16 protein-coding genes are annotated in these 19,310 nt (G+C 60.7%); 14 read left to right on the plus strand and 2 right to left on the minus strand.

Features of this window, described 5'->3' with window-relative positions:
• Nucleotides 1–653 precede the first annotated feature (653 nt).
• A complete protein-coding gene (locus tag IAG25_RS28235) occupies nucleotides 654–1,520 on the minus strand; it encodes a hypothetical protein (RefSeq protein WP_187607750.1) in 867 nt (288 codons plus the stop codon).
• Nucleotides 1,521–2,497: 977 nt separating this feature from the next.
• On the opposite strand from IAG25_RS28235, the gene IAG25_RS28240 reads away from it, so the two are divergent.
• The 14 genes from IAG25_RS28240 to IAG25_RS28305 all read left to right on the plus strand — a co-directional run bounded on the left by IAG25_RS28240 (nucleotide 2,498) and on the right by IAG25_RS28305 (nucleotide 17,474).
• On the plus strand, nucleotides 2,498–3,202 hold the full coding sequence (locus tag IAG25_RS28240; RefSeq protein WP_187607751.1) for a type IV secretion system protein: 705 nt from the start codon (nucleotides 2,498–2,500) through the stop codon (nucleotides 3,200–3,202).
• A gap of 2 nt (nucleotides 3,203–3,204) precedes the next feature.
• Nucleotides 3,205–4,077: a TrbG/VirB9 family P-type conjugative transfer protein gene (locus IAG25_RS28245; RefSeq protein ID WP_187607752.1), complete on the plus strand. Its 873-nt coding sequence runs from the start codon at nucleotides 3,205–3,207 to the stop codon at nucleotides 4,075–4,077.
• A gap of 2 nt (nucleotides 4,078–4,079) precedes the next feature.
• Complete coding sequence (locus IAG25_RS28250) at nucleotides 4,080–5,330, plus strand: TrbI/VirB10 family protein (RefSeq protein ID WP_187607753.1); 1,251 nt, start codon at nucleotides 4,080–4,082, stop codon at nucleotides 5,328–5,330.
• On the plus strand, nucleotides 5,323–6,123 hold the full coding sequence (locus IAG25_RS28255; RefSeq protein WP_187607754.1) for a transglycosylase SLT domain-containing protein: 801 nt from the start codon (nucleotides 5,323–5,325) through the stop codon (nucleotides 6,121–6,123). Before IAG25_RS28250 ends, IAG25_RS28255 begins: the two co-directional genes overlap by 8 nt.
• A complete protein-coding gene (locus IAG25_RS28260; RefSeq protein WP_187607755.1) occupies nucleotides 6,120–7,379 on the plus strand; it encodes a hypothetical protein in 1,260 nt (419 codons plus the stop codon). The genes IAG25_RS28255 and IAG25_RS28260 overlap by 4 nt, the downstream gene beginning before the upstream one ends.
• Nucleotides 7,376–7,798 carry a lytic transglycosylase domain-containing protein gene (locus tag IAG25_RS28265; RefSeq protein ID WP_187607756.1) on the plus strand — a complete coding sequence of 141 codons (423 nt, stop codon included), beginning with the start codon at nucleotides 7,376–7,378 and terminating at the stop codon, nucleotides 7,796–7,798. Before IAG25_RS28260 ends, IAG25_RS28265 begins: the two co-directional genes overlap by 4 nt.
• A gap of 5 nt (nucleotides 7,799–7,803) precedes the next feature.
• Nucleotides 7,804–8,463 (plus strand): toxin co-regulated pilus biosynthesis Q family protein, encoded by a 660-nt coding sequence (locus IAG25_RS28270; protein WP_255504011.1) that lies wholly within the window; start codon nucleotides 7,804–7,806, stop codon nucleotides 8,461–8,463.
• A 5-nt stretch (nucleotides 8,464–8,468) separates the two neighbouring features.
• Nucleotides 8,469–10,067, plus strand: a complete 1,599-nt coding sequence (locus IAG25_RS28275) for a type II secretory pathway protein (protein ID WP_187607757.1) — start codon at nucleotides 8,469–8,471, stop codon at nucleotides 10,065–10,067.
• 19 nt (nucleotides 10,068–10,086) lie between these two features.
• Nucleotides 10,087–11,367: a hypothetical protein gene (locus IAG25_RS28280; RefSeq protein WP_187607758.1), complete on the plus strand. Its 1,281-nt coding sequence runs from the start codon at nucleotides 10,087–10,089 to the stop codon at nucleotides 11,365–11,367.
• Between the two features lie 34 nt (nucleotides 11,368–11,401).
• The gene (locus IAG25_RS28285) at nucleotides 11,402–11,962 is read left to right on the plus strand and encodes a hypothetical protein (protein WP_187607759.1); all 561 of its coding nucleotides are present in this window, start codon (nucleotides 11,402–11,404) and stop codon (nucleotides 11,960–11,962) included.
• A gap of 714 nt (nucleotides 11,963–12,676) precedes the next feature.
• A complete protein-coding gene (locus IAG25_RS28290) occupies nucleotides 12,677–14,395 on the plus strand; it encodes a GspE/PulE family protein (RefSeq protein WP_187607875.1) in 1,719 nt (572 codons plus the stop codon).
• Between the two features lie 12 nt (nucleotides 14,396–14,407).
• A complete protein-coding gene (locus IAG25_RS28295; protein ID WP_187607760.1) occupies nucleotides 14,408–15,526 on the plus strand; it encodes a type II secretion system protein in 1,119 nt (372 codons plus the stop codon).
• Nucleotides 15,527–15,536: 10 nt separating this feature from the next.
• Nucleotides 15,537–16,151 carry a type 4 pilus major pilin gene (locus IAG25_RS28300; protein ID WP_187607761.1) on the plus strand — a complete coding sequence of 205 codons (615 nt, stop codon included), beginning with the start codon at nucleotides 15,537–15,539 and terminating at the stop codon, nucleotides 16,149–16,151.
• 15 nt (nucleotides 16,152–16,166) lie between these two features.
• Nucleotides 16,167–17,474, plus strand: a complete 1,308-nt coding sequence (locus tag IAG25_RS28305) for a hypothetical protein (RefSeq protein WP_187607762.1) — start codon at nucleotides 16,167–16,169, stop codon at nucleotides 17,472–17,474.
• A gap of 649 nt (nucleotides 17,475–18,123) precedes the next feature.
• Here IAG25_RS28305 and IAG25_RS28310 read toward each other — a convergent pair.
• Nucleotides 18,124–19,233 carry a CAP domain-containing protein gene (locus tag IAG25_RS28310; protein WP_187607763.1) on the minus strand — a complete coding sequence of 370 codons (1,110 nt, stop codon included), beginning with the start codon at nucleotides 19,231–19,233 and terminating at the stop codon, nucleotides 18,124–18,126.
• Between the last annotated feature and the right edge of the window lie 77 nt (nucleotides 19,234–19,310).

The raw sequence follows: 19,310 nt of genomic DNA on the forward strand, positions 1-19,310 counted from the left end.
AGTTCGGGAGCAATGTGCTGACGGATACCGAGAGACCACGCTCACCACCCACGCGTCAATCCGGATAGCGTTGCCGTAGCAGGTCGTTGCGACTTCCTTTGCGGGAAGCCTGCAGTGACACGGCACGACACTCGCCGTCTTTCGAAGAAAATGGCGCGCGCACCGCATCGTGAACATACTGCCGTCGGCCAACAACCACGACCAGGTCATCCTGTCGTACTGGACCGATACCTCGAAGCTCAACGGACCGTTCACCTCGATCAGCACCGGCTCTGGGGCCGCGCTGCAGCAGATCCAGTTGCCCGGCATTCTTGGTAGCAAGGACGATCAGTCGATCGCGCGTCGGATTGTCAGACGGTCGTCCTCTTTGGTGAGGTGTCGAATCGTTATGACGGCTCGAGCAACAACGGCATTGCCGGTATGTCCGCACTTGGAACGAGGGCCGGACTTTCTAAGTGTGATCATGCTCACCGCCACGTCGTCCCGTCGATGTGAGCACGAGGTCAGCAAAAGAATGCACTTCGAATCGATTCCGGGAGAGAAGGGCGCGAGGCTCGCCTTCGGGCTTGAATGGCGTGCTTATTCGGCAAAAGGCGCGCGCGCCGAGCGCCGGCGATCTGCGCATGAACTGGGTTGGACGCCTGCCATTGTTGTCACTTCTTTCGTTTCTCTCGCTGCGGCGACAACATCAAAATCGCTTGGATGTGCCCTTTCACCTCGTCCTCGTCAATTAGCAACTGCTCCGCATTTTCGACGTCGAAAGTCATCTCAAAGCTAATCCTTGTCGGCGTTGCGCGTATCTTCAACGACATGTCCGAATAGTCCCGTGCCCCCGCCAGTGCATTTAACAGTTTATCCGTCGTGCGACGCTTGGGCCTGTCGTGAAGCGACATTGCGTTCCGAATCAATTTTTCTTTGCCGATCGTCCTCTGGATCCCAATCAGCGTCTCGCCGACCTCTAGCGACATATAAGATCCGTCGAACAGGCTGAGGACTTCTGACGGGAGCTTTGAGATTGCGACCGCCCTTGCAAGCTTCGGCCGGTCCCAACCGGTGATGGTGGCCGCCTCCGCCACGGTCGACCACAGATTAGAAGCCAGGCCGTTCGCGAACTGCGACGCCCGCTCCATTGGTGTGACGTCCTTCCACTCGGCCCTCCTCCGAATAGGCGGCGGCACGCCTTCCAGCATCGCTACAAGCTCTTGCCATCTCCGGCCCTTGGCATCGATCTTTTCAGCCCGCCGTTGCAGTTCATCCCTTCCGAGGTTGTTTTCGATCCGTATCAACTCGCGAGCAGTTGCGTCTCTAACCTTCGTCGACGAGAAAAGCGACAAAACTGCTCGGGGCATCGCATTCAGCCGCACCGCCCGGTTTATGTGTGCGCGTGTCACTTTCAGCCTGGCGAGCGCTCCGGCAGCCTCAGTCTGGTTCTGCCATGTCTTCCCAAGTCCGCTTTGATAGACGGAAGCGAGCAGGAGCAGGTCTTTTGCTAACGATTTCGTAGATAAGTCGAAAGTCATTGATTTACTGATGTGTCGATGCGCGCTGACCAACAACGCGGGCGCGTCCAAAGTCTGGAAAAACACCTGGGGGGCGAGTAGGCCTTTAGATTAAAGGCACAATTCTGTTTTCGGCCCACCTCGGACACGCAGGATGCAAAAATTTAAGACACGAAGGTGATCGCGATTGCCACGTAAATTCGCGAGGGCCTTGGTGAAGCGCTCGAAGAGCTGCAAAGAGTTGGTGTGCTGAAAAGACGTAGAGTTCTACAAGGACGAGACGATGGTCAAATGGGCGCGTCTGTAGCAGGCTAGCGAGCGAAGCCTCCACGTCATAGCATTCCGCATTGCCAGCGGTCTTGACTCACTCGGTCTTAGGATCTTTGGGCACATCAGAGCAACAGAAGCGCAAAAGCGCCTTTTTGTACCGAAATCGCTTGTTGTTCCTAATCGTAACATCCTCTTCGGCAGGGATTTGACGCGAAAATTCATGCACTTAACGAAAACCCAGGCGAGCTTTAGGAAATATCATGATATTTCCTGCGCGGCTCGCCGCGTTCTGCACGATGCGCCAAACTATTCCTTCCGTCACCGTTGATGCGGTCAGTCACGGCATAGCACTCACCTATGAGCGACCGTACTAACACTGGTTCGCGTGCATGCGAGTGACAGTGACCGTCATCTGCTAGGCGGAACGCCCATGACGTGATAAGACCGAGACCGCAGGTCGGTAGCAACGTTTGTCATCGGCCTTACGCATCTTTGATGCAGCTCATGCCGGTCTATCACGGCATAGCATTCCGGGCTTGTAGAAAGAGGCATGCTTTCATGCTCCTTTTCTCGGATCGACCAATATCATGATATTTCCTAGCCAGCGGCGGTGACCCAAGCCGCACGGCCGAAAAGCCCACGGTCCAAAGACGCACAAAACTAGCCGTCTTTCCACCAAAAAAGGGACGCTTGCGCTGTTTCAATGGTGACCATTCCAAAGGGTTGCCATGCGTCTTTTCAAGAACAAGCGTCGGGCCGCGCTGTCCACGGCCCCCGGCTCATATGCCGAGGAAGATCCAAGCAAGGTGGTTTTCGAGACCAGCACGAGGCTCACACTTGAAGCTAACCGGTGGATGATCATGTCATTCGGCCTGGCGTTCATCGCGGCCGGCGCTGTTTGGACTCGGCAACCTCCGCCTTCGGTCACGCGCGTCGTTGGCGTGTCTGCCGACACCGGCGGTCATCCGATCGTCACCGCGCTTGTCGCGTACAAGCCCGACTCCCAAGCCGTTCGGACGACGGTCAAAGATATGGCGGTTCGTTGGTTCACCATCGAGCCAGTGCTTTCGGACCGTCTTGAAACCTCTCGCATGACCGCCAACATCAACTCGGTGAAGGCGCAAATGATCGGGGCCGCGACCGGTCAATTCCGCGACTGGCTGAAGGCCGACGCACCGTTCCAGCAGATAACCGCAAACCCAAAACTGATTCGTGAAGTCGACGTACGCAACATCGCGTTGCTCGAAGACTCGACCGTGCTCGTCGAATTCACGACGACTACCTCGCAAGCTGGCGCGACGGGCAAGCCCGACGTGAAGTCTTATGCGCTGACCTTGCGCTATCAGATCGTTGCGCCGACGGCCGAACAGGCTCTTACCACGAATCCGTTCGGCATCTTCATTCCGTTCTTCCGCCTCGAGCGGACCGCATAAGCATGACCGCAACCATTTTCAGCAAACGGCCGGTCATCGGCATGTGCATCCTCGCTGCGTGTGCAGCGTTGCTTGCTCCGGCCGCAGAGGCTAAGAAAGCATCGAGCGACTCGGCATTCAATGCGGCGATGGTGGCTGGCGACCCGATGAGCCCGGTCAATCCATTTAACGGCGGGGCCGATCCTCTGACGATGCCGGGTGATGCGCGCATCGGCGTGTTCCCGTACAGCCGCGACCAGATCTATCGCGTGCTGACTGCACCGCTGAAGCTAACGACGATCGAGCTGGAGAAGGGCGAAAAGCTGATCGCTGACCCGGCGATGGGCGACAGCGTCCAGTGGGAAATCGACGATGACAAGATGAACCATGTGTTCATCAAGCCGCACAAGGCGGACCTCGTCAATACGCTTCACCTAACGACGAATCTGCGCGAGTACGACTTCACGCTTATCGCGTCGCCGGCCGGTGGCATGTTCTATCAGACAGTGCGCTTCCAATACCCGCGCGCGCCGATGGCCCGCGTCAGCGCACGCGACGACGCGACGGCGACAGGCGGTCGCGGTGGTGCGGACTCAGGAAGCATCGGTGTTGCGCTTGACAAGCTGAACTGGGACTACAGCGTCGAAGGCCGCGCCGAATTCACGCCGGAAACCGTCTTCGACGACGGACATGCGGTCTGGATGCGCATGCCGGCCAAAGCTCAGGAGTGGCCGGTCCCATTCATTCTCGACCACGGCGATCGTGTCGTCGCAAACTTCATTCGCCGCGGAGACTTCCTTGTCCTTCAGCGTCTGGCCGATGAGATCGTTCTGCGTTCCGGCAAGGACGAGGTCACGGTGACGCGCGGCCGCCGCCGCTTGTTCGGGGTGTTCTGATCGTGGCGAAAAAACCGGACTCGGCTACACCCAGCGCGGAGCAAGAAGCACTCGTCAAAGGCAAGACGCCCCGCAATGCGATCATGAGCATCGGCATTCTGGCTGCGGTCGTCATCGGGGGCCTCGGCTTTTACTATCAGCTGCAGGCGACGAACAAGGCAGACGAAGACGCGCGCATTAAGAAGGCGACCGCGCTTAAATCGAGTACCGAAGCGCCCACTGCCGCGAACAACAACGACATCGACCAGATGATCCGTCAGCAGCGCGACGCAGCGGCGTCAGAGGCTGCCGCGCATGCAGCGTCTGAAGCAGCGACTCCGAAGCCCGCCGTCAAGCCGATGCTAACCGGTGCGGACTTCCAGGAGGAAGTCAAAGGCTCGAGCACGGACACGCGCGAGCTTTCCCGCCAAGCGGCGCAAGACGCGATCTACACGTCCTCGATTTTCAAGCAGGCAGGCGCGTCGCGTTCGGCGAACTCGGCGACCGGCGTACTGCCCGCTGGCGTCCCTTCGTTGGACGAGGTACGAGCTGCCCGTAACGCTGCGGGAGCCAACACCCCCGATGCGATGGCGATTGCCTTGGCGAAGCAGGGCCAAGCACCGGAAGATCGCGACCGCGCCTTCCTGCGCGATGCGGGTTCACGCGGCGGCATCGAACGGACAACCTTCAATGGCCGGTCGACGGGTTGCACGTTGACGCCGCCGCACGTCATCCACGTCAAGACGGTGGAGGGGCTGAACTCGGACAAGCCGGGTCGCGTGGCGTTGATGGTCGATGAGGATGTGTACGACAGCTTGGGCGGCGACTGCTTGATGATCCCGAAGGGCGCGTTCATCAATGGCATGTACAGCGCGGACGTCAAAGTTGGCCAAGAGCGCTTGCTGGTCGCTTCGACGAGTCTGCGTCTGCCCAACGGCAAGAGCGTGCCGCTCAACGGCATGCAGGGTGCGGACCAGAACGGCTACGCCGGGTTCTCGGGCGATGTGAACAACCACTTCCTGAAGATTTTCGGCGCGGGCTTCATTACGGCGATTCTGCTAAAGGCGTTCGACAGCAGCTCTCAGACGGCGACGACCGCGACGCCGAACGGCGTCACTACTTATGGTGACACGGCGGGGCAGGTCGCGGCAGCGACGGCCCAGACCGTCATGCAGCGCAACCAGAATATCCCGCCGACCATTACCGTCGAACCGGGCCAGAAGTTCCTGGTGCAAGTGACGCAGGACATCGTCATGGAGCCATACCATGACTAAGGCATGGGCGGCTGCCTGCCTGTCTGCATTGGCGCTCAGCGCACACGCGGCGACCATCGATTCGATCATCAGCCCGACGCGCATCGTGGTCGATGACGGCACGAAACGCGCGATCGTCGAGTTGCCCGGCGAACCCGTCTACGCATGTGGACTCAAGCCGTTTCTGGCGTGGGCAAACCGATTTGAGGGCCAAACGGTCGAGGCCACGACTGGCGGTGTTGCGATCAACATCGACGGCTCGCCTATCAGCCTCGAGAGCCTCTTTGTAAAGGGGGGCTGGTTGCGCCCCGCGACGCTTACCGATGACGCCCAAGCGAGCATCACCGAGCGCCGAGGGGGCTGGTCGTGCGCATCCGCGCAGGCGCCGTTCGACGCGATGCACACCTCGGTCGATCCCAAGATTCTCGCTGGCATCGCGCTCAATGAGTCCGCATACAACGGTCGTGCATGGCCGTGGACTTTGAATGTCGCGGGTCGCGGTTTCTTCTTTCGCACCCGAGAGGACGCGTATCGCGCGGTCCGCTATCTGATCAGCAACGGCCGATCGAACTTCGATATTGGCCTAATGCAAGTGAACTGGGGATACCACGGCAAGCGCTTCGCGAGTGCCTGGGATGCCCTTGCACCGGCGACCAACATCCGCGTCGCAGAAGACATCCTCAACGAGAACTACCGCCTCACGCACTCCGCGGTAAAGGCCGTCGCGTATTACCACAGTGCTAATCCCGCCCCGGGCCGCGAATACCTCGCGCGCTTCGTGAAGCATCTTTCTCAAATCGAACGCGGCCTATGAAGCACACGCTCTCTCTTCTTACTCTCGCGCTCGCCGCGGTCACGCTGAACGCGGCGGCCACCGGTACAGACCCGCTCGACTTCGACTACGAGATCGCGGGCAATGTGCTAGAGCGTCCCGCACTGGTCTTCAATGATGGCAGCGACACGTATTTCCAGCCGCGCGCCGGGCAGTCGCTGCGCGTGGACGGTGGACATAGCCAAGGCCCATACATCGTTGTGCCGGGTACGCCCGAGGTGATCCGTTACTCGGCGGGCGGCTCGAGCGCCACGGCTTACTGGAAAAAGGCCAATCGCTTCATTGGCGACAAGGCGCACAGCGACACTCCGTCCGGCTTTTCTGGCTTCTCCGGCCGCCTTGCGCTCATCGGGCCGCGCAGCAGCCTTGAAAGTACTCGGCCTCTGAACACCACGCTGCCGCTCGCGCAATTGGTCAAAGCACTGGTGCCGCAGGGTTGGACGGGGTCCGCACAGAAAGACATCGATCTGACGGCTTCGACGAGCTTCGGAACGCGCGATGGCGAGAACTGGATGCAGTCGCTTGATCGGCTCGTGGCCGCGTCCGACCTGTACGCCGACGTCGATTTCAACTCTCACCACGTAACACTTCGCCGCTCGGCTCCGCAGTCGGTGGCTGTCAACTATGTCGCGCCGGTGTCGCAGGTCGCTGCTATAGCACCGGCCGCGTCGGTCGCAACCTCAGGGGCAGACCCCATCGCAGACATCGCGAAGAAGGTCGATGCCGACGCGCCGGCCGCATCCGGGTCCGTGCTGGCGGCAAAGTTTGGTGCGCTGGCGATCCGCGATGGTGACGACAGCCATATCCAAATCAAGTTCTCGGTGAAGCCCGCTGCGGAGCTGAAGGTAACCGGTCAAGACGGTAAGTCGCTGCGCCCGAAGTGGGATGACGCGACTGGCGTGATGACGTTCAACCGCGCCGAGCGCTTCACGATCTCCAACGACGCCGACAAGGTCGAAGTCGCCCGCGTCGCGGGAACCGTCTATGAGTTCGACGCCGCGAACAAGGCCGCGCTGCAAAGCGTGTTTGATGAAAACGGCTCGACGTTCTTCAAGTTCGCCGACACCGTCGGCAAGGTGACGGTCGCTGACGTGGCGCACATGGGCTCGGGCGAGCAGAAGGGCCGCTATTACAAGTTCAACGGCACCGCCGACCAGTTCATCGTCAACGCAGACGGGAACGTCGTGAACGTGCTGCGCAAGCACGATGTGCGGTTCTTCGATCGGCCCGCGTCATGAGCCGACCGCTTCGCGTGTCGACGCTGCTCCTTGCAGTCGTCTCGTTCCACGCGCATGCCGATTGTCTCGACGATGCCGCGCGCTATCACCGCGTCAGCGTTCGCGTGGTGCGTGCGATCGCACAGCAAGAGTCCGGAATGCGCCCGTATGTGACGAACCGCAATACCGATGGGAGCGAGGACATAGGCCTGATGCAGATCAACTCGTCATGGTTACCAAAACTGGGCCGCTTCGGCATCACCCGTCAACACCTGTTCGACGCCTGCGTGAACGCATACGTGGGGACATGGATCCTGGCTTCCAACATCAAGCAGTTCGGTCCGACATGGAAAGCGGTCGGTGCCTACAACGCGGTTTCCTCGAACAAGCAGCTCATCTACGCCAACAACATTTACCGCCGCCTGCAACGCGCGAATTGACCGACATGACGCCTACTTTTTCTATTCAAACGCATCGCGCCGCGCGCATGGTGGCTCACTTGTTCGCGTGTCTGGCACTCACGACCGTATCGAGTCTTGCAGCAGCGGACCCCGACCAGTCTCGCCTTGCACCGCCGCCCGGTGACGGCTGGCAGCTTCTATCCGCACCTGCCGCGAAAGCTCCCATCGCTCAGTTGGCGATGGCGTCGCCGGTCACTCCCGTCGTTCGTGCTGCTACTCCTGCTCCCGCCGCGCCTGCTGCTCCGGCCGCGGCCAAGGCCACTATCGGCGGTCCCGCTCCGGTCGCACTTCCCGGTGCAGCCGCTCCGTCGCCGGTTGGCTCAATGGATGTCGCCCCGGTCATCGTGCCGTCGCAAGGCGGCGCAACGGTGCCCGGCGGGGTCCTGACTTTGTCGATCACGCCGCAGGACGTCAACCTGCGCAATGCGCTCGATCGCTGGCTGCAGCAGCAGGGATGGCAGCTCGCCTGGAAAATCAACGACGACTTGCCGCTGGAGTTCAACGCGAGCTTTTCGGGTGATTTCAAGTCGGTGCTCACACAAGTGATGCAGGCGACCAATCACATGCGCACGCCCACGCGGGTTTGCAAGCACACCAATAACGTAATCCGCGTCGTCGCACGCGCAGCCAACTGCCAAGAGTAATCGCCATGCGCCTCACGAAAATCAAATCTGCCGTTGCCATTCTCGTGGCTGCATCGCTGACCGGCTGCGCGGTGTCGCAATCCGACGTGAACCACGCCTATGACGCGACCAACGCGGAAGCCACCCGCGCGATGGGTAACGGCCCCGAGTCGATGTCGCTCGTTGAAGAAGTGCCGGTCGCGTATGAAGCCACATTGCCCGCGATCTTCCGCGAGAAGTCGGTTGTCTTCCCCGGCAATCTCCCACTGTCGAAGATCGCCACGCTTGTCTCCACCGCTACCGGTTATCCGGTGCATCTGAGCCCGGATGTGTTCATTCCGCGCGATGCGCTGATTCCGAAGACCAACGGCGGGAACGGGCAGGGTGCCCCGATGCAGCCGCAAGCATTGGCCAAGTCGAATGTCGAGCCGGTCTATGCGCAGGCGTGTAACTGCAAGGTCGGTGAGTATCTGCGCGGCGTGACCGAAAACCTCGGCCTCGACTGGACGTTTGATGGCAGCACCATTTCCATCAGCCGGTTCGTCACCAAGACGTTCACGATCGCGGCGATCCCGGGCAAGGTGTCCATCAAGTCGACGATGTCGAAGGGTACGGATACGTCAACCGGTAACCAGGCGTCCGGTGGTACCACGGGCGGCACATCGGGCAATACCGGATCTTTCTCGTCGATCACGTCCACCGGACGCGATGGCACGTTCGATCAAATCGCGATCATCCAGTCGGAACTGGAAAAGCTAAAGTCTCCGCTCGGCGAAGTCGTTGTCAATCCGCAAAGCCGCTTGGTGATGGTTCGCGACACCAAGGAAGCCGTCGATCGCATGGGCGCGCTGCTCGCGCGTGAGAACGCGATCTCGACGCGTCAGGTCGCGCTGCGCGTGCGTACGCTGCAAGTCGACTTGAGCAATTCGTCGCAAGCAGGCGTCAGCGCGGACATCGTGTTCAACCGCATCTCGGACGGACTGAAGCGCTATTCGATCACGGTCGCGTCGCCGACGTCGTTGGCAACAGCGATTGGCGGCACCGTAGGCCTGTCGGTCTTGAAGCCCGGCTCGCCGATGGAAGGCACCAACGCGATCATCAGCGGCCTCAACGCATTCGGAAAGACGGTGCAGGACAACACCCAGACGAAGCTGACTTTGAACGGCCTGCCCGTGTCCATCGGTTCATTCGAGACGAAGGGCTATTTGGCAGCCACCACGCCGAGCGTTGGCTCGATCGCCGGTAGTAGCGCGGGCGTACCGGGTCTGCAGCCGGGATCCGTCACGGTCGGTGACTTCGTGAACATTCTGCCGTCGGTCAACGACCACAACCAGATCATCCTGTCGTACTGGAGCGATAGCTCGAAGCTGAACGGCCCGTTCACGACCATCAGCACGGGTTCGGGCGCCACGCTGCAGCAGATCCAGTTGCCTGACATCCTCGGCAATAAGGACGACCAGACCATTGCGCTGTCCGATGGACAGACTGTCGTGCTGTACGGCGCGGTGAGCAATCGCTACGACGGCAACAGCAACAACGGCATTGGCGGCTTGTCGGGCGCATGGAATAAGAGCCGGACGTTCCAAGTGATCATGCTGACGGCGACTGTCGTCCCGTCGATGTGAGCGCGAGGTAAGCATCCCTATGCACTTCGAATCCATACCGGGAGAAAAGGGCGCGAAGCTCGTATTCGGGCTGGATTGGCGCGCTTACTCCGCCAAGGGCGCCCGCGCCGAACGCCGACACTACGTCGAGGAGTCCGGTGCGACGCACTACACCGAATACAAGGCGAATGACGAGACCATCGTCGGGTTCTGCGAACTTGAACATGCGCAGCGCAAGGGCGGCAAGCTGTACTCTGCTGCGGCGCGTATCGCGTCGTTGGACCGCGTTCGTCGGCGTCCGGCGGTACTCGTTCTCATACAGAACGATGAGCGCGTGCATTTGGTGCTCGTGCAGCGCGGCGCTGTCTCGCTCGATCAGGAGGTAGCACTTAATGCGCTTGCCGACAAGCGAGACGAGATCGAGGACGGGTGCGCGAAAGCAGGGCTTGAACTGGCGACCCTGGGTTACGGCGCGCAGCTGCACGCGGTCGACGAGTCGTTCGACCTTCGCGAGCTGCTCGTTGCGCGCAAGGTCGGGCTAATCAAGAAGGTCCCGGTGGCGGTGCCCACGACGGTGCCGTTGCTCGTCATCCTCGCTGCCGTGTTCTTCGGCGGCAAGCAGTTGATTGAGATGCTCAACCCGCCGCCTCCGCCGCCGGCACCCCCGCCGACGTTCATGCAGGAATACCAGTCGGCTGTCATGCGCACGCTGGCCGCGCCTGCTCCACTTGCCAATCAGCTTGCACCCAAGCTGCTCGCTAGCTTTGGCGCGCAGGAAACCAACGTCGCAGGATGGCAGTTTCAAAAAGCGTCCTGCACGATCGCGGGTCCCTGCATCACAACCTACAAGCGGCAGGGCGGAACGTTCAAGGAATTCGACGCACGCGCGCCGGAGTCGCTGCGACCGGTCCTCTTCAACCCGGACGGTTGGCATCTGACCGCGCGTGGGCCTGAAGTAACGGTCGCTGAACGTGTCGCGCTCGCCCAGCAAAAGACGTGGCCGACTCAGCAGGCACTCATCAAGGCCTTGCAGACCGATCCGCAAAAGCTTTCGATTAAGCCGGACACGCTCGATAGCCACGGTTACGTCGTTGATATCAGGCCCGCCGAGCGCCTCATTGCGCGACAACCGATGGCTGGCGAAGTGCAGGGGCCGCTCGTGCAGCGTGGCACGTGGCAGATCGACGGATACAAGTGGCAAAGCGCACTGCTCGCGCGGCTGCCCGACAACATGGCACTGGACACCCTCGACGTTGAGCTGAAAGAGGACGGTACCGGGGTGCATTTCACTGCGAAGGGTAAATACTATGTTCTCAACTAAGTGGCCAGCACGGGCCGCCTGCTTCGGTGCGCTCATGTTCGTCGCCGGCGCGGCGGTTTCGCAGGAAAGTCATCTCACGCTGGACGACATTGACAAGCTGGCGCGCGCAAAGCTCGTCGACTCGATGCGGGGTCCGCAAGGTGGTCAAGGCGGAGCAGCGGCACCGGGCAGCGGCGTTGGCCTTGCTTCCCCACTCGGCGCGACGCCCGCGGCGGTGACGGCGGCCCCACCAGCCGCGCCCAAGTTTGAGCACAAGCCCAGTGTCCCGTTCAAGCGCGTCATTCCAGCAACCTTCGTTGGCGCGTACTCCGACATGTCGGGCTCCTACGTGCTGTATGACTATCAAGGCACGACTTATACCGCGCGCAGCGGCAGCCGCTTGCTCAACGGTTGGACTGTCGCCTCCGTCGACGGCTTCACCGTCAATCTTGTCGACGGCAAGCGCCACTGGACAGAGACCATCGCAGCGCCCTCCGACGCGCCCGCCGCGATTCCAGACTCGCCGGCCGTCAGGGCGATCACTGATCTGTCCTCGCCGCTTCCTCCGGGCGGTGTCTCATCGACCGCTTCCACCTTTGTACCGTTTGGGAAATAAGCAATGGGTCTGTTCGCACATGAAGAGCAGGGTACGCCAGACGCTCCGCGTGGTGGCTTCCTGAAGCGGTTCCGCGCTCCGCGCTCGAGCTTCGTTGAGCCTGGCATTGCTGCGGAGCCGAAATTCGCCTCCGCAGAGCCTGTTGCCGGAAAACGGAAGCGGCGAGATAGAACTGCCGAATTGGCGGCGGAGCAAGCGTCGCCGGTGAGCACGCGCGCGGTGAATCCCCAAGTCACGTTTCTCGGTCGCGCGCTGTCGGGGGGCGACATTGAGGACGTCGAGAGCACAGAGGTTGGCGATGACTGGCACTCGCCGGCGCAGGCGGTGCCTGAGAGATCCGAAGCTCCGGTGCATGCGGCCGACGATGACGTGCCATTTCGCCCGTTTGTCCCGCCCAGCTTCGCACGGCCAACCTTCGCGAGTATATCTGCGGCGATGGCGGCCAGGGAGCGTAGCGAACCAGTGCATGGCGTGCCAACGGCCGAAGCGGCGCCAGCAGCTGCCCAACCGAGCTACGATGCGCGGCCTGAGCCGCAGCCGATGGCCGCGCCGTCGGAAACCCTTGGGCATCGTAACGTTGCCGCGGACGTTGCGCCTTCTGACACACGCCTCGCGGCTGGTGCAAACGCCAACTCGCGTGCTTCCGAGAAGCAACCGGAGGTGCCTCAGCGGCTCATCGCCTTGGACGAGAAAAAGTCCATGTCCGCGCCCACGATGGCAGAGCAAGAACAGCCAGCGGACGACGAAGAACAGCTTGAGGGCAGTGGGTTGTCATCAGGGCGGCCGGAGCTCGTATCGCCCGATTCACTTCCTGACTTCAAGCGCATTCTGACCGTGGCGGATGACGACGCCGCGCTGCGGATTCCCGCGGCCGCGCGCAAGGAATTCGTCGCGGTTGAACTGCAACCGGGCGTGGCCATCACGGTGGCCACCGCACGGTTCGCCGAGAAGGCGCAGTACGCGACCTTCATCAAGGACTTGGGCGCCAACGACATACTCGTGCGCGAGGAGATGATCGCAACCGATGCCGTGATCGCCGCAATCTACTCGGGTAAGGCCGCGGCGTCCGCGAACTGCACAGTCCGCGAAGCGAGCCGCGCGATCGGCAATTTCCGGGACATTGTTGAGGCCGCACACGTATACGGCGCGAGTGACATTCATTTTGAGCCACGCGAGTTTCACAACGAAGTCGAAGTTCGGTTTCGCGTGAACGGTGACATGTACACGTTCAGCCGCATGCCGAAGGCCATCGTTCGTCGCGCCTTGTTTGCCGCGTACAGCGATCTCGTTCAGCGCAACACGAACTCGGGCAACAGCTTCCAGCCGACCGCGCCCCAGTCGGCAATGATTCCGTTGGTGGTCAAGACGGACACCGTCAACCTGCGCTGGCAGTCGTCTCCGCTGGTGGGCGGGTATGACGTCACGCTGCGTCTGCTCGACGGCAACTTCAAGAACTATTCGGTGCTGCTGCCGAAAGACATGGGCCTGGAGAAGAGCCAGCTAGAGCTCATCGAGACGCTCAACTATGTGAGCGGCGGCATTACGGCGCTCACTGGCGAGACGGGTTCGGGCAAGACGACGACGCTGCGCGCCCTCTCGTACATGCTGCCAGATCGGGAACTCAAGAAGCAGTTCGCAGTGAACGAGCCTTCCGAGTATCCAATGCCGTGGCTGTCGGACTACTCGATCATCCGCCGCCCGGACGAAACCGACGATGAAGCCAACCGCAAGTATGCGGAGGTGATTCGAACGCTGATGCGGCAGGACCCTGACGATTTGACGATCGGGGAAGTCCGTGACCGCGTCGTGATGGGACTGGTCGCGGAACTCGCGCTGACCGGTCACCCGGTGCGATTCTCGCTGCACGCCGGCGACATCATCGCGGCCGTGATGCGTATGGCGGGCCGGCGGCTGCAACTGCCGATCGACGAGCTCGCTTCCGAGGGATTTATCAATGCAGTCGGCAACCAGAAGCTGATTCCGACGCTTTGCGAGCACTGCAAGCTGCCGGCCGAAGACGTCATGCCCAAAGCCGATCTGGAATTGCTGCGCACGAAGTTCGGTCTCGACACCTCGGCGATGGCGTGCCGCAACTACGACGGCTGCGAGCACTGCCGGCTGAAGGGGCTTTTCACGCGCAACGGCAAGGCGGCAGGTGGCACGAAGCGCCCGTCGCTGGCCGCCGAGCTGTACCGCCCGACCCCGGAATTTCTGGAGCGTGTAGCCGAGCGCGACTGGGCGGGTGCACGCGCAGTTTGGCGCGGCGCGCGTCGTACCGGGTTCGATAACGCAGATATGACTGGAAAGACGCTATATGAACATGCTCTTTTCAAGGCTTCGCGCGGTTTGATTGATCCACAATTCATCAATCGCTCGATGCAGTCGTTCGCGCAGTACCGCGTGATGCCCGGCGTCGATGGCTTGATGGTCTAAACCTAGTCCTCCATGATCACCACGTTCGCAAAGATGCTGCCCGTGCGGCAGCAGTTGGTCGTCGCGCGCTGGCGGTTTCAGAAAGTCCGCGAGGACTTTTACCGCGAGACGCGGCTCGATATCGCCGCGAAGGGCCTGCGCAACACCGAGACGCTGTTCGACCGGCTTGAAACGTACGAGAAGCGCAGCCGTTCGCGAGGCAAGCTCGAGTGGCGTGTGTTCGCGCGCATCCGCGAGACGATGCAGCGCGGGGAGAGCTTCGCGCTTGCAATCAAACCGTTCGTCCCCGGCGACGAGTACGCGTTGCTGGACATCGCTGACGAGTCTTCGCGCGAAGATGCGGTCGTTCGCGGCTTCGAGCTCGCGGAAATGGCCGCAAAGGCCAAGCGCGTGCTGTCGTCGACCACCTCGGTGCAGATGGCCTACCCGGCGTTGCTGCTGGTCTACATGTACGCGTACTGCATGCTGTTTGGCGGCGTCATCTTCCCGCAGGTCCTCGACGTCCGGCCGCTCGACCAATGGCCCGATCTTGGCCGGTTCCTCTATCACGTCGACACGTTTTGCTACGAATACTGGTGGCTCACGCTCACGGCGATGATCGGCCTTGTGCTCGCTTATTTTTCGAGCCTGAAGCGTTGGTCTGGACCTCTTCGCGATAAGTTCGACCGCATGCCGCTGCTCTGGCGCAATCGCCGCGACCTTCGCGCGGCGCTCCTTATTGTTTCGCTCGCCGGCCTGTTCGACTCCAACCTCACGCTCCGTGCGGCGCTCGACAGGCTCCTCAAGACAGCGGATCCGTGGCTGCGCTGGCATCTGAAGATCATGGATCGACGCTTGACGGCCCGCTCTGATGAGCCAATGAGGGCGCTCGACACTGGCATCTTTTCGATCACGATCGTCGACACAATCACCGACGCGGCGGGCCGCGACCAGTTCGAAGCGGCCATCAAGAGTCTAGGCCGGGAGTCGCTCGATCGCGTCGTTGAAGCCGTGAAACGCAACGCCCGCATGACCCACTTCATCCTGCTCGGCTTTGCCGCTGCACTGTTTCTGACCCTCGGCATTGGCTCATACGTCGTGACGGGTGCCGTCAACCTCACATCGGGGAATCCCGCCGCTTCAAGCTATTAAGGAAAAGAAAGTGACCAACGAAAACACGCAAGCAGTTCAAGTCGACCCGATCAAAGAACGCCGGGCGCGCATTCTAAAGATTGCCCGCGCGAAAAAGCAGTCGGGCGAGCTGTCGATGATCGAGGCAGGCGCGGTGATGGCTGGCGCCGCGCTGCTCGCGCTCGCCGTCTATGCGGGGGGCAAGTATGTGCTCGATCTGATTCATTCGTCTCAGTTCAAGAGTGAAGCACAGATGTTTCACACCGGGATCCTGAACGCGACGCAGAACGACGCTGATTTTTCCTCGGAGACGCTCACGGTGCTCGCGCAGAATCACGCCTTCGATTCGGCGGGCTCGCGCGCCGCCTCGGACAAGTCGTCGGTCAAGGGCATGTTCAATGGCACGGTGACGGCGGCCGTCGGCACGCTCGTTACCTCGAATGACTCGCTGATTCTGACGTATCCGGTGACATCGACGGTTTGCTCCCTGAGTGCGGCTGCGCTGATCACCGTCTACACGCAGGTGACCGTCAACGGCACAACGATCTTCTCACCGACGGTCACGTTCAACCCGCAGACGGTCGCCACTGCATGCGCATCGAACGGCGCGATGGCGTCGATGGGATTGTGGACCACCCGTACCTGATCGCGGACCGCCGACATGGGAAGCATTCTTGAGATGTTGATCGTCCTGGTCGGCGCGGCCTTGCTGACGGTACAGGGTATCAAGGAAGACATCGCTGCCAAACGCCAGAATCTGCTGCAGATCGAAGGGCAGAACATCGCGTCGATCAATTCGGCGCTTGGCAGTTACATTACCAACAACTACGCCTCGCTTATTCCAATGGGGTATTCGCAGACGACGTCAACGCCCATCGTCGCGCCGACGCTGGCGCAACTGAGCGCGCAGTCGAACAACAAAGTCACGTTCAAGAACGGGCCGTTTTGGGGCGGCACTTACCAGATCGCGTTGGCCGTTGTGCCCGACAACTGCTCGACCGCAGCGGGCAATTGCCATATCGCCTCGCAAATCTATTCCAGCCTGCCGCTGATCAGCATGACGGACAAGACGGCCGACATTGCCGGCGCCGGTGTCCTAGCTGCCGCCGGGGGAGCGCAGTTCGGCTACTCGACAAACCGAGCGCCGGCGACGGTCACCGGGATTCATGGCGGGTGGACATTGCCTAATCCAGTAGGTAACAAGGCTGGGATGGTGCTGGCGATCAACGGTTTTGGTGCGGACGGTAATTCGCCTTATTACCGGCGTGACGGCGCGTTACCGCTAACTGGCACGATGAACGCGAACAATCAGGACATCCAGAACGCTGGAAACCTAACCGCAAAGACGCTCAAATTGCCGGCTGGTAACACCCTGCAGATGGCCAACGGAACCATCTACTATGGCGACGACACGAATGCGGCGGTTCGTACCAAAGGTACGCTGTATGTCCAGAACTACTCGGGATCAGCTCCGGCTCCGATCAGCGTCGGCAACGTCACCTCGAACGGTACGGTAAGTGCGGTCACGGTGACGGGGACTACAGTGAACGCCACCGTTGCAAACATCAACTCGGCGGCGTCGAACTGTTCGTGGAACGGCGTGACGATCCGAAATAACCAGCTCTTCGTTTGCAACAAGTTCGGCAACTGGGTCGGAGCTAGCAGCCTTGTTAGCAATCAGTCTGCCGATGCTCAATACAGCGGTTGGTACAACGGTTGGGGAGTCTATCCCCCTGCATGTGGACCAGGTGGGGCGGCATGGTATCGAATCACTCCGCAGTCAACCACAACTGACTACTCCAACCGTAATCCGCCTATCTCAGGGGCGCGTTACACGATGGGCTCGAACGGGTCTCAGTGGATCCTCCAAATCTACAACGTGCTTGCGGATGGTGCGAACAGTCTCATTCCCGATCAGCTTGGATTGCAAGCTCAGATAGACGTCGGCTGCACCTACGCAAATCAATAAGGAAAACAATGAGAACCAAGGCGGTGGTGTCGCTGGCGATGCTGGCGACGCTGAGTGCAACGATGACTGTTTCGATCGAATCTAGAGCTGAATGGGTTCAAAATCCAATAGGCGTACCGCGTGCTCCGGGCTGCAATCCGGGGTACTCGTGGCAGAAGAGCGGCAATCGCTACCAGTGCATGACCCCGCCGCCTAGTTGCGAATACGGCTTCGAGGCGGGCCCAGCCTGGAACGGAAGTTCGTGGGTGTATACATGCAACCCACCGCCGGCTCCGCCGCCCCCACCGGTGATACCGTTCGATCCGGTCGGAAGCTGCGGCGTGGCGATGTCTGCAAGGGGATTCTATGACTTCTCAGGATTCCAAGAGTTGAGAAACTTCGCCCCCCCGAAGCGTACGTTTTCGTGGATGGCGCATGGACCATACACAAACTCGGGAGACGCTTGCGGAGATTTGACTCATCTCTACATCATGTACTGCGTTGTTAACCCCGACAGCACGGTGGACTCCGTTGACTTCGCACCGCAGGCAGAGAACATTACATGTGGCGGACAGGGTGGTTAATCGGCTGCAGTAGCGTCACCGTAGTGTAGAGCGCAATGCAAAACGCCCCGGACTACGGGGCGTTGTTTGTTGGTCAGTAAGCTGGATTAGTTAGCCGCTGTCGTGAAGCTCCAAGATGCCGACAGCGCGGCGCCGTTGCGCGCACCAGCGAAGTTGACCTGATAGGTCGTGTTGGCCTTAAGCGGCGCCAGCGGGAGCAATACGGCAGTGCCACTTGGCAACCCATTATTGGGGTCGGCAACAACCGCCGTACTTGATCCGGCCGTGGCTGCGGAGGGGATCAGAATGCGCGAGGCGACGACCGTACCCGAGTTGTCCGTCAGGGTGTACCGACTCACCGATAGCGTGTCGACGCCTTGGACGGCATTGACACGAATGAGGATCGGGCGCCCCGGGGTAGATACATCCGGAGCCGGGTTCGGCGCTTCCGCGCGCATAGCAAGCGCAACACCGCTTTCGTTGGTATAAGGCGAATGAACGACTGTTGTGGGCGCGATTTGCTGGCCGCCAAACGACGAAACAGCGTTTGCGCTTGGCGTACCCACCACTCCGGTCATTTGACCGAAGTCAATGCTGCAGGCGTAGATCGGATAAGCTGTGCTACCGGGCGTATAACCAAGCCCAACAGTTTCCTGATTGTACGTGAGGTTAGCCAAGTGATAGACCGATGCCAGGGTTTGTCCCACGCAGTCAGCAGCGGCTGCGGATGAGTTTGGTGTTGCGACTCCCGCAGCGGCGATTTCTCCGACGAACTCCGCCGTGGGAGCACCCGCCTTTTGTGCCCGCGAGAGCGGCGTGTCGCCGTAGTAATTGGCGTTACCAGCGATTTCGTTGTGTGACAGCACGCTGATCACACCCGTACTGAGGTTGGAAAACAAATACAGTGAGTGCGCTTGCGCCGACGTGTCGAGAATCGAATCTTGACTGAGCATGCCAACGCCCATCGCATTTCGATATGCGTTGATCTCTTTGAACGCCGCGAGCTGGAACGAGCCAGCCGCGTAGTTCGGCGTCGCGACCGACGTGCGCGGCGCGACGCCTGACGTCGTTTGACTGCCAGTCGGCGTGCTCGCGCCAGAGGCGAGCGCTGCACCGGAGCTTGCATTGTCACCGCCGCCACCGCCGCCGCAAGCAGCCACCAGCAGCGATGCAGCGATCGCAGCCATCGAAAGTTTTAAGTTCTTCTGAATCGTCATTTGTTGTTTCCGATCTAATTAATGCAGTCGTCCCCACGATCTGCTTACTTTCATCTTATCGAGCGGTGTTCGAAGTC

This window comes from Caballeronia sp. EK (assembly GCF_014384845.1).
Taxonomy (GTDB): domain Bacteria; phylum Pseudomonadota; class Gammaproteobacteria; order Burkholderiales; family Burkholderiaceae; genus Caballeronia; species Caballeronia jiangsuensis.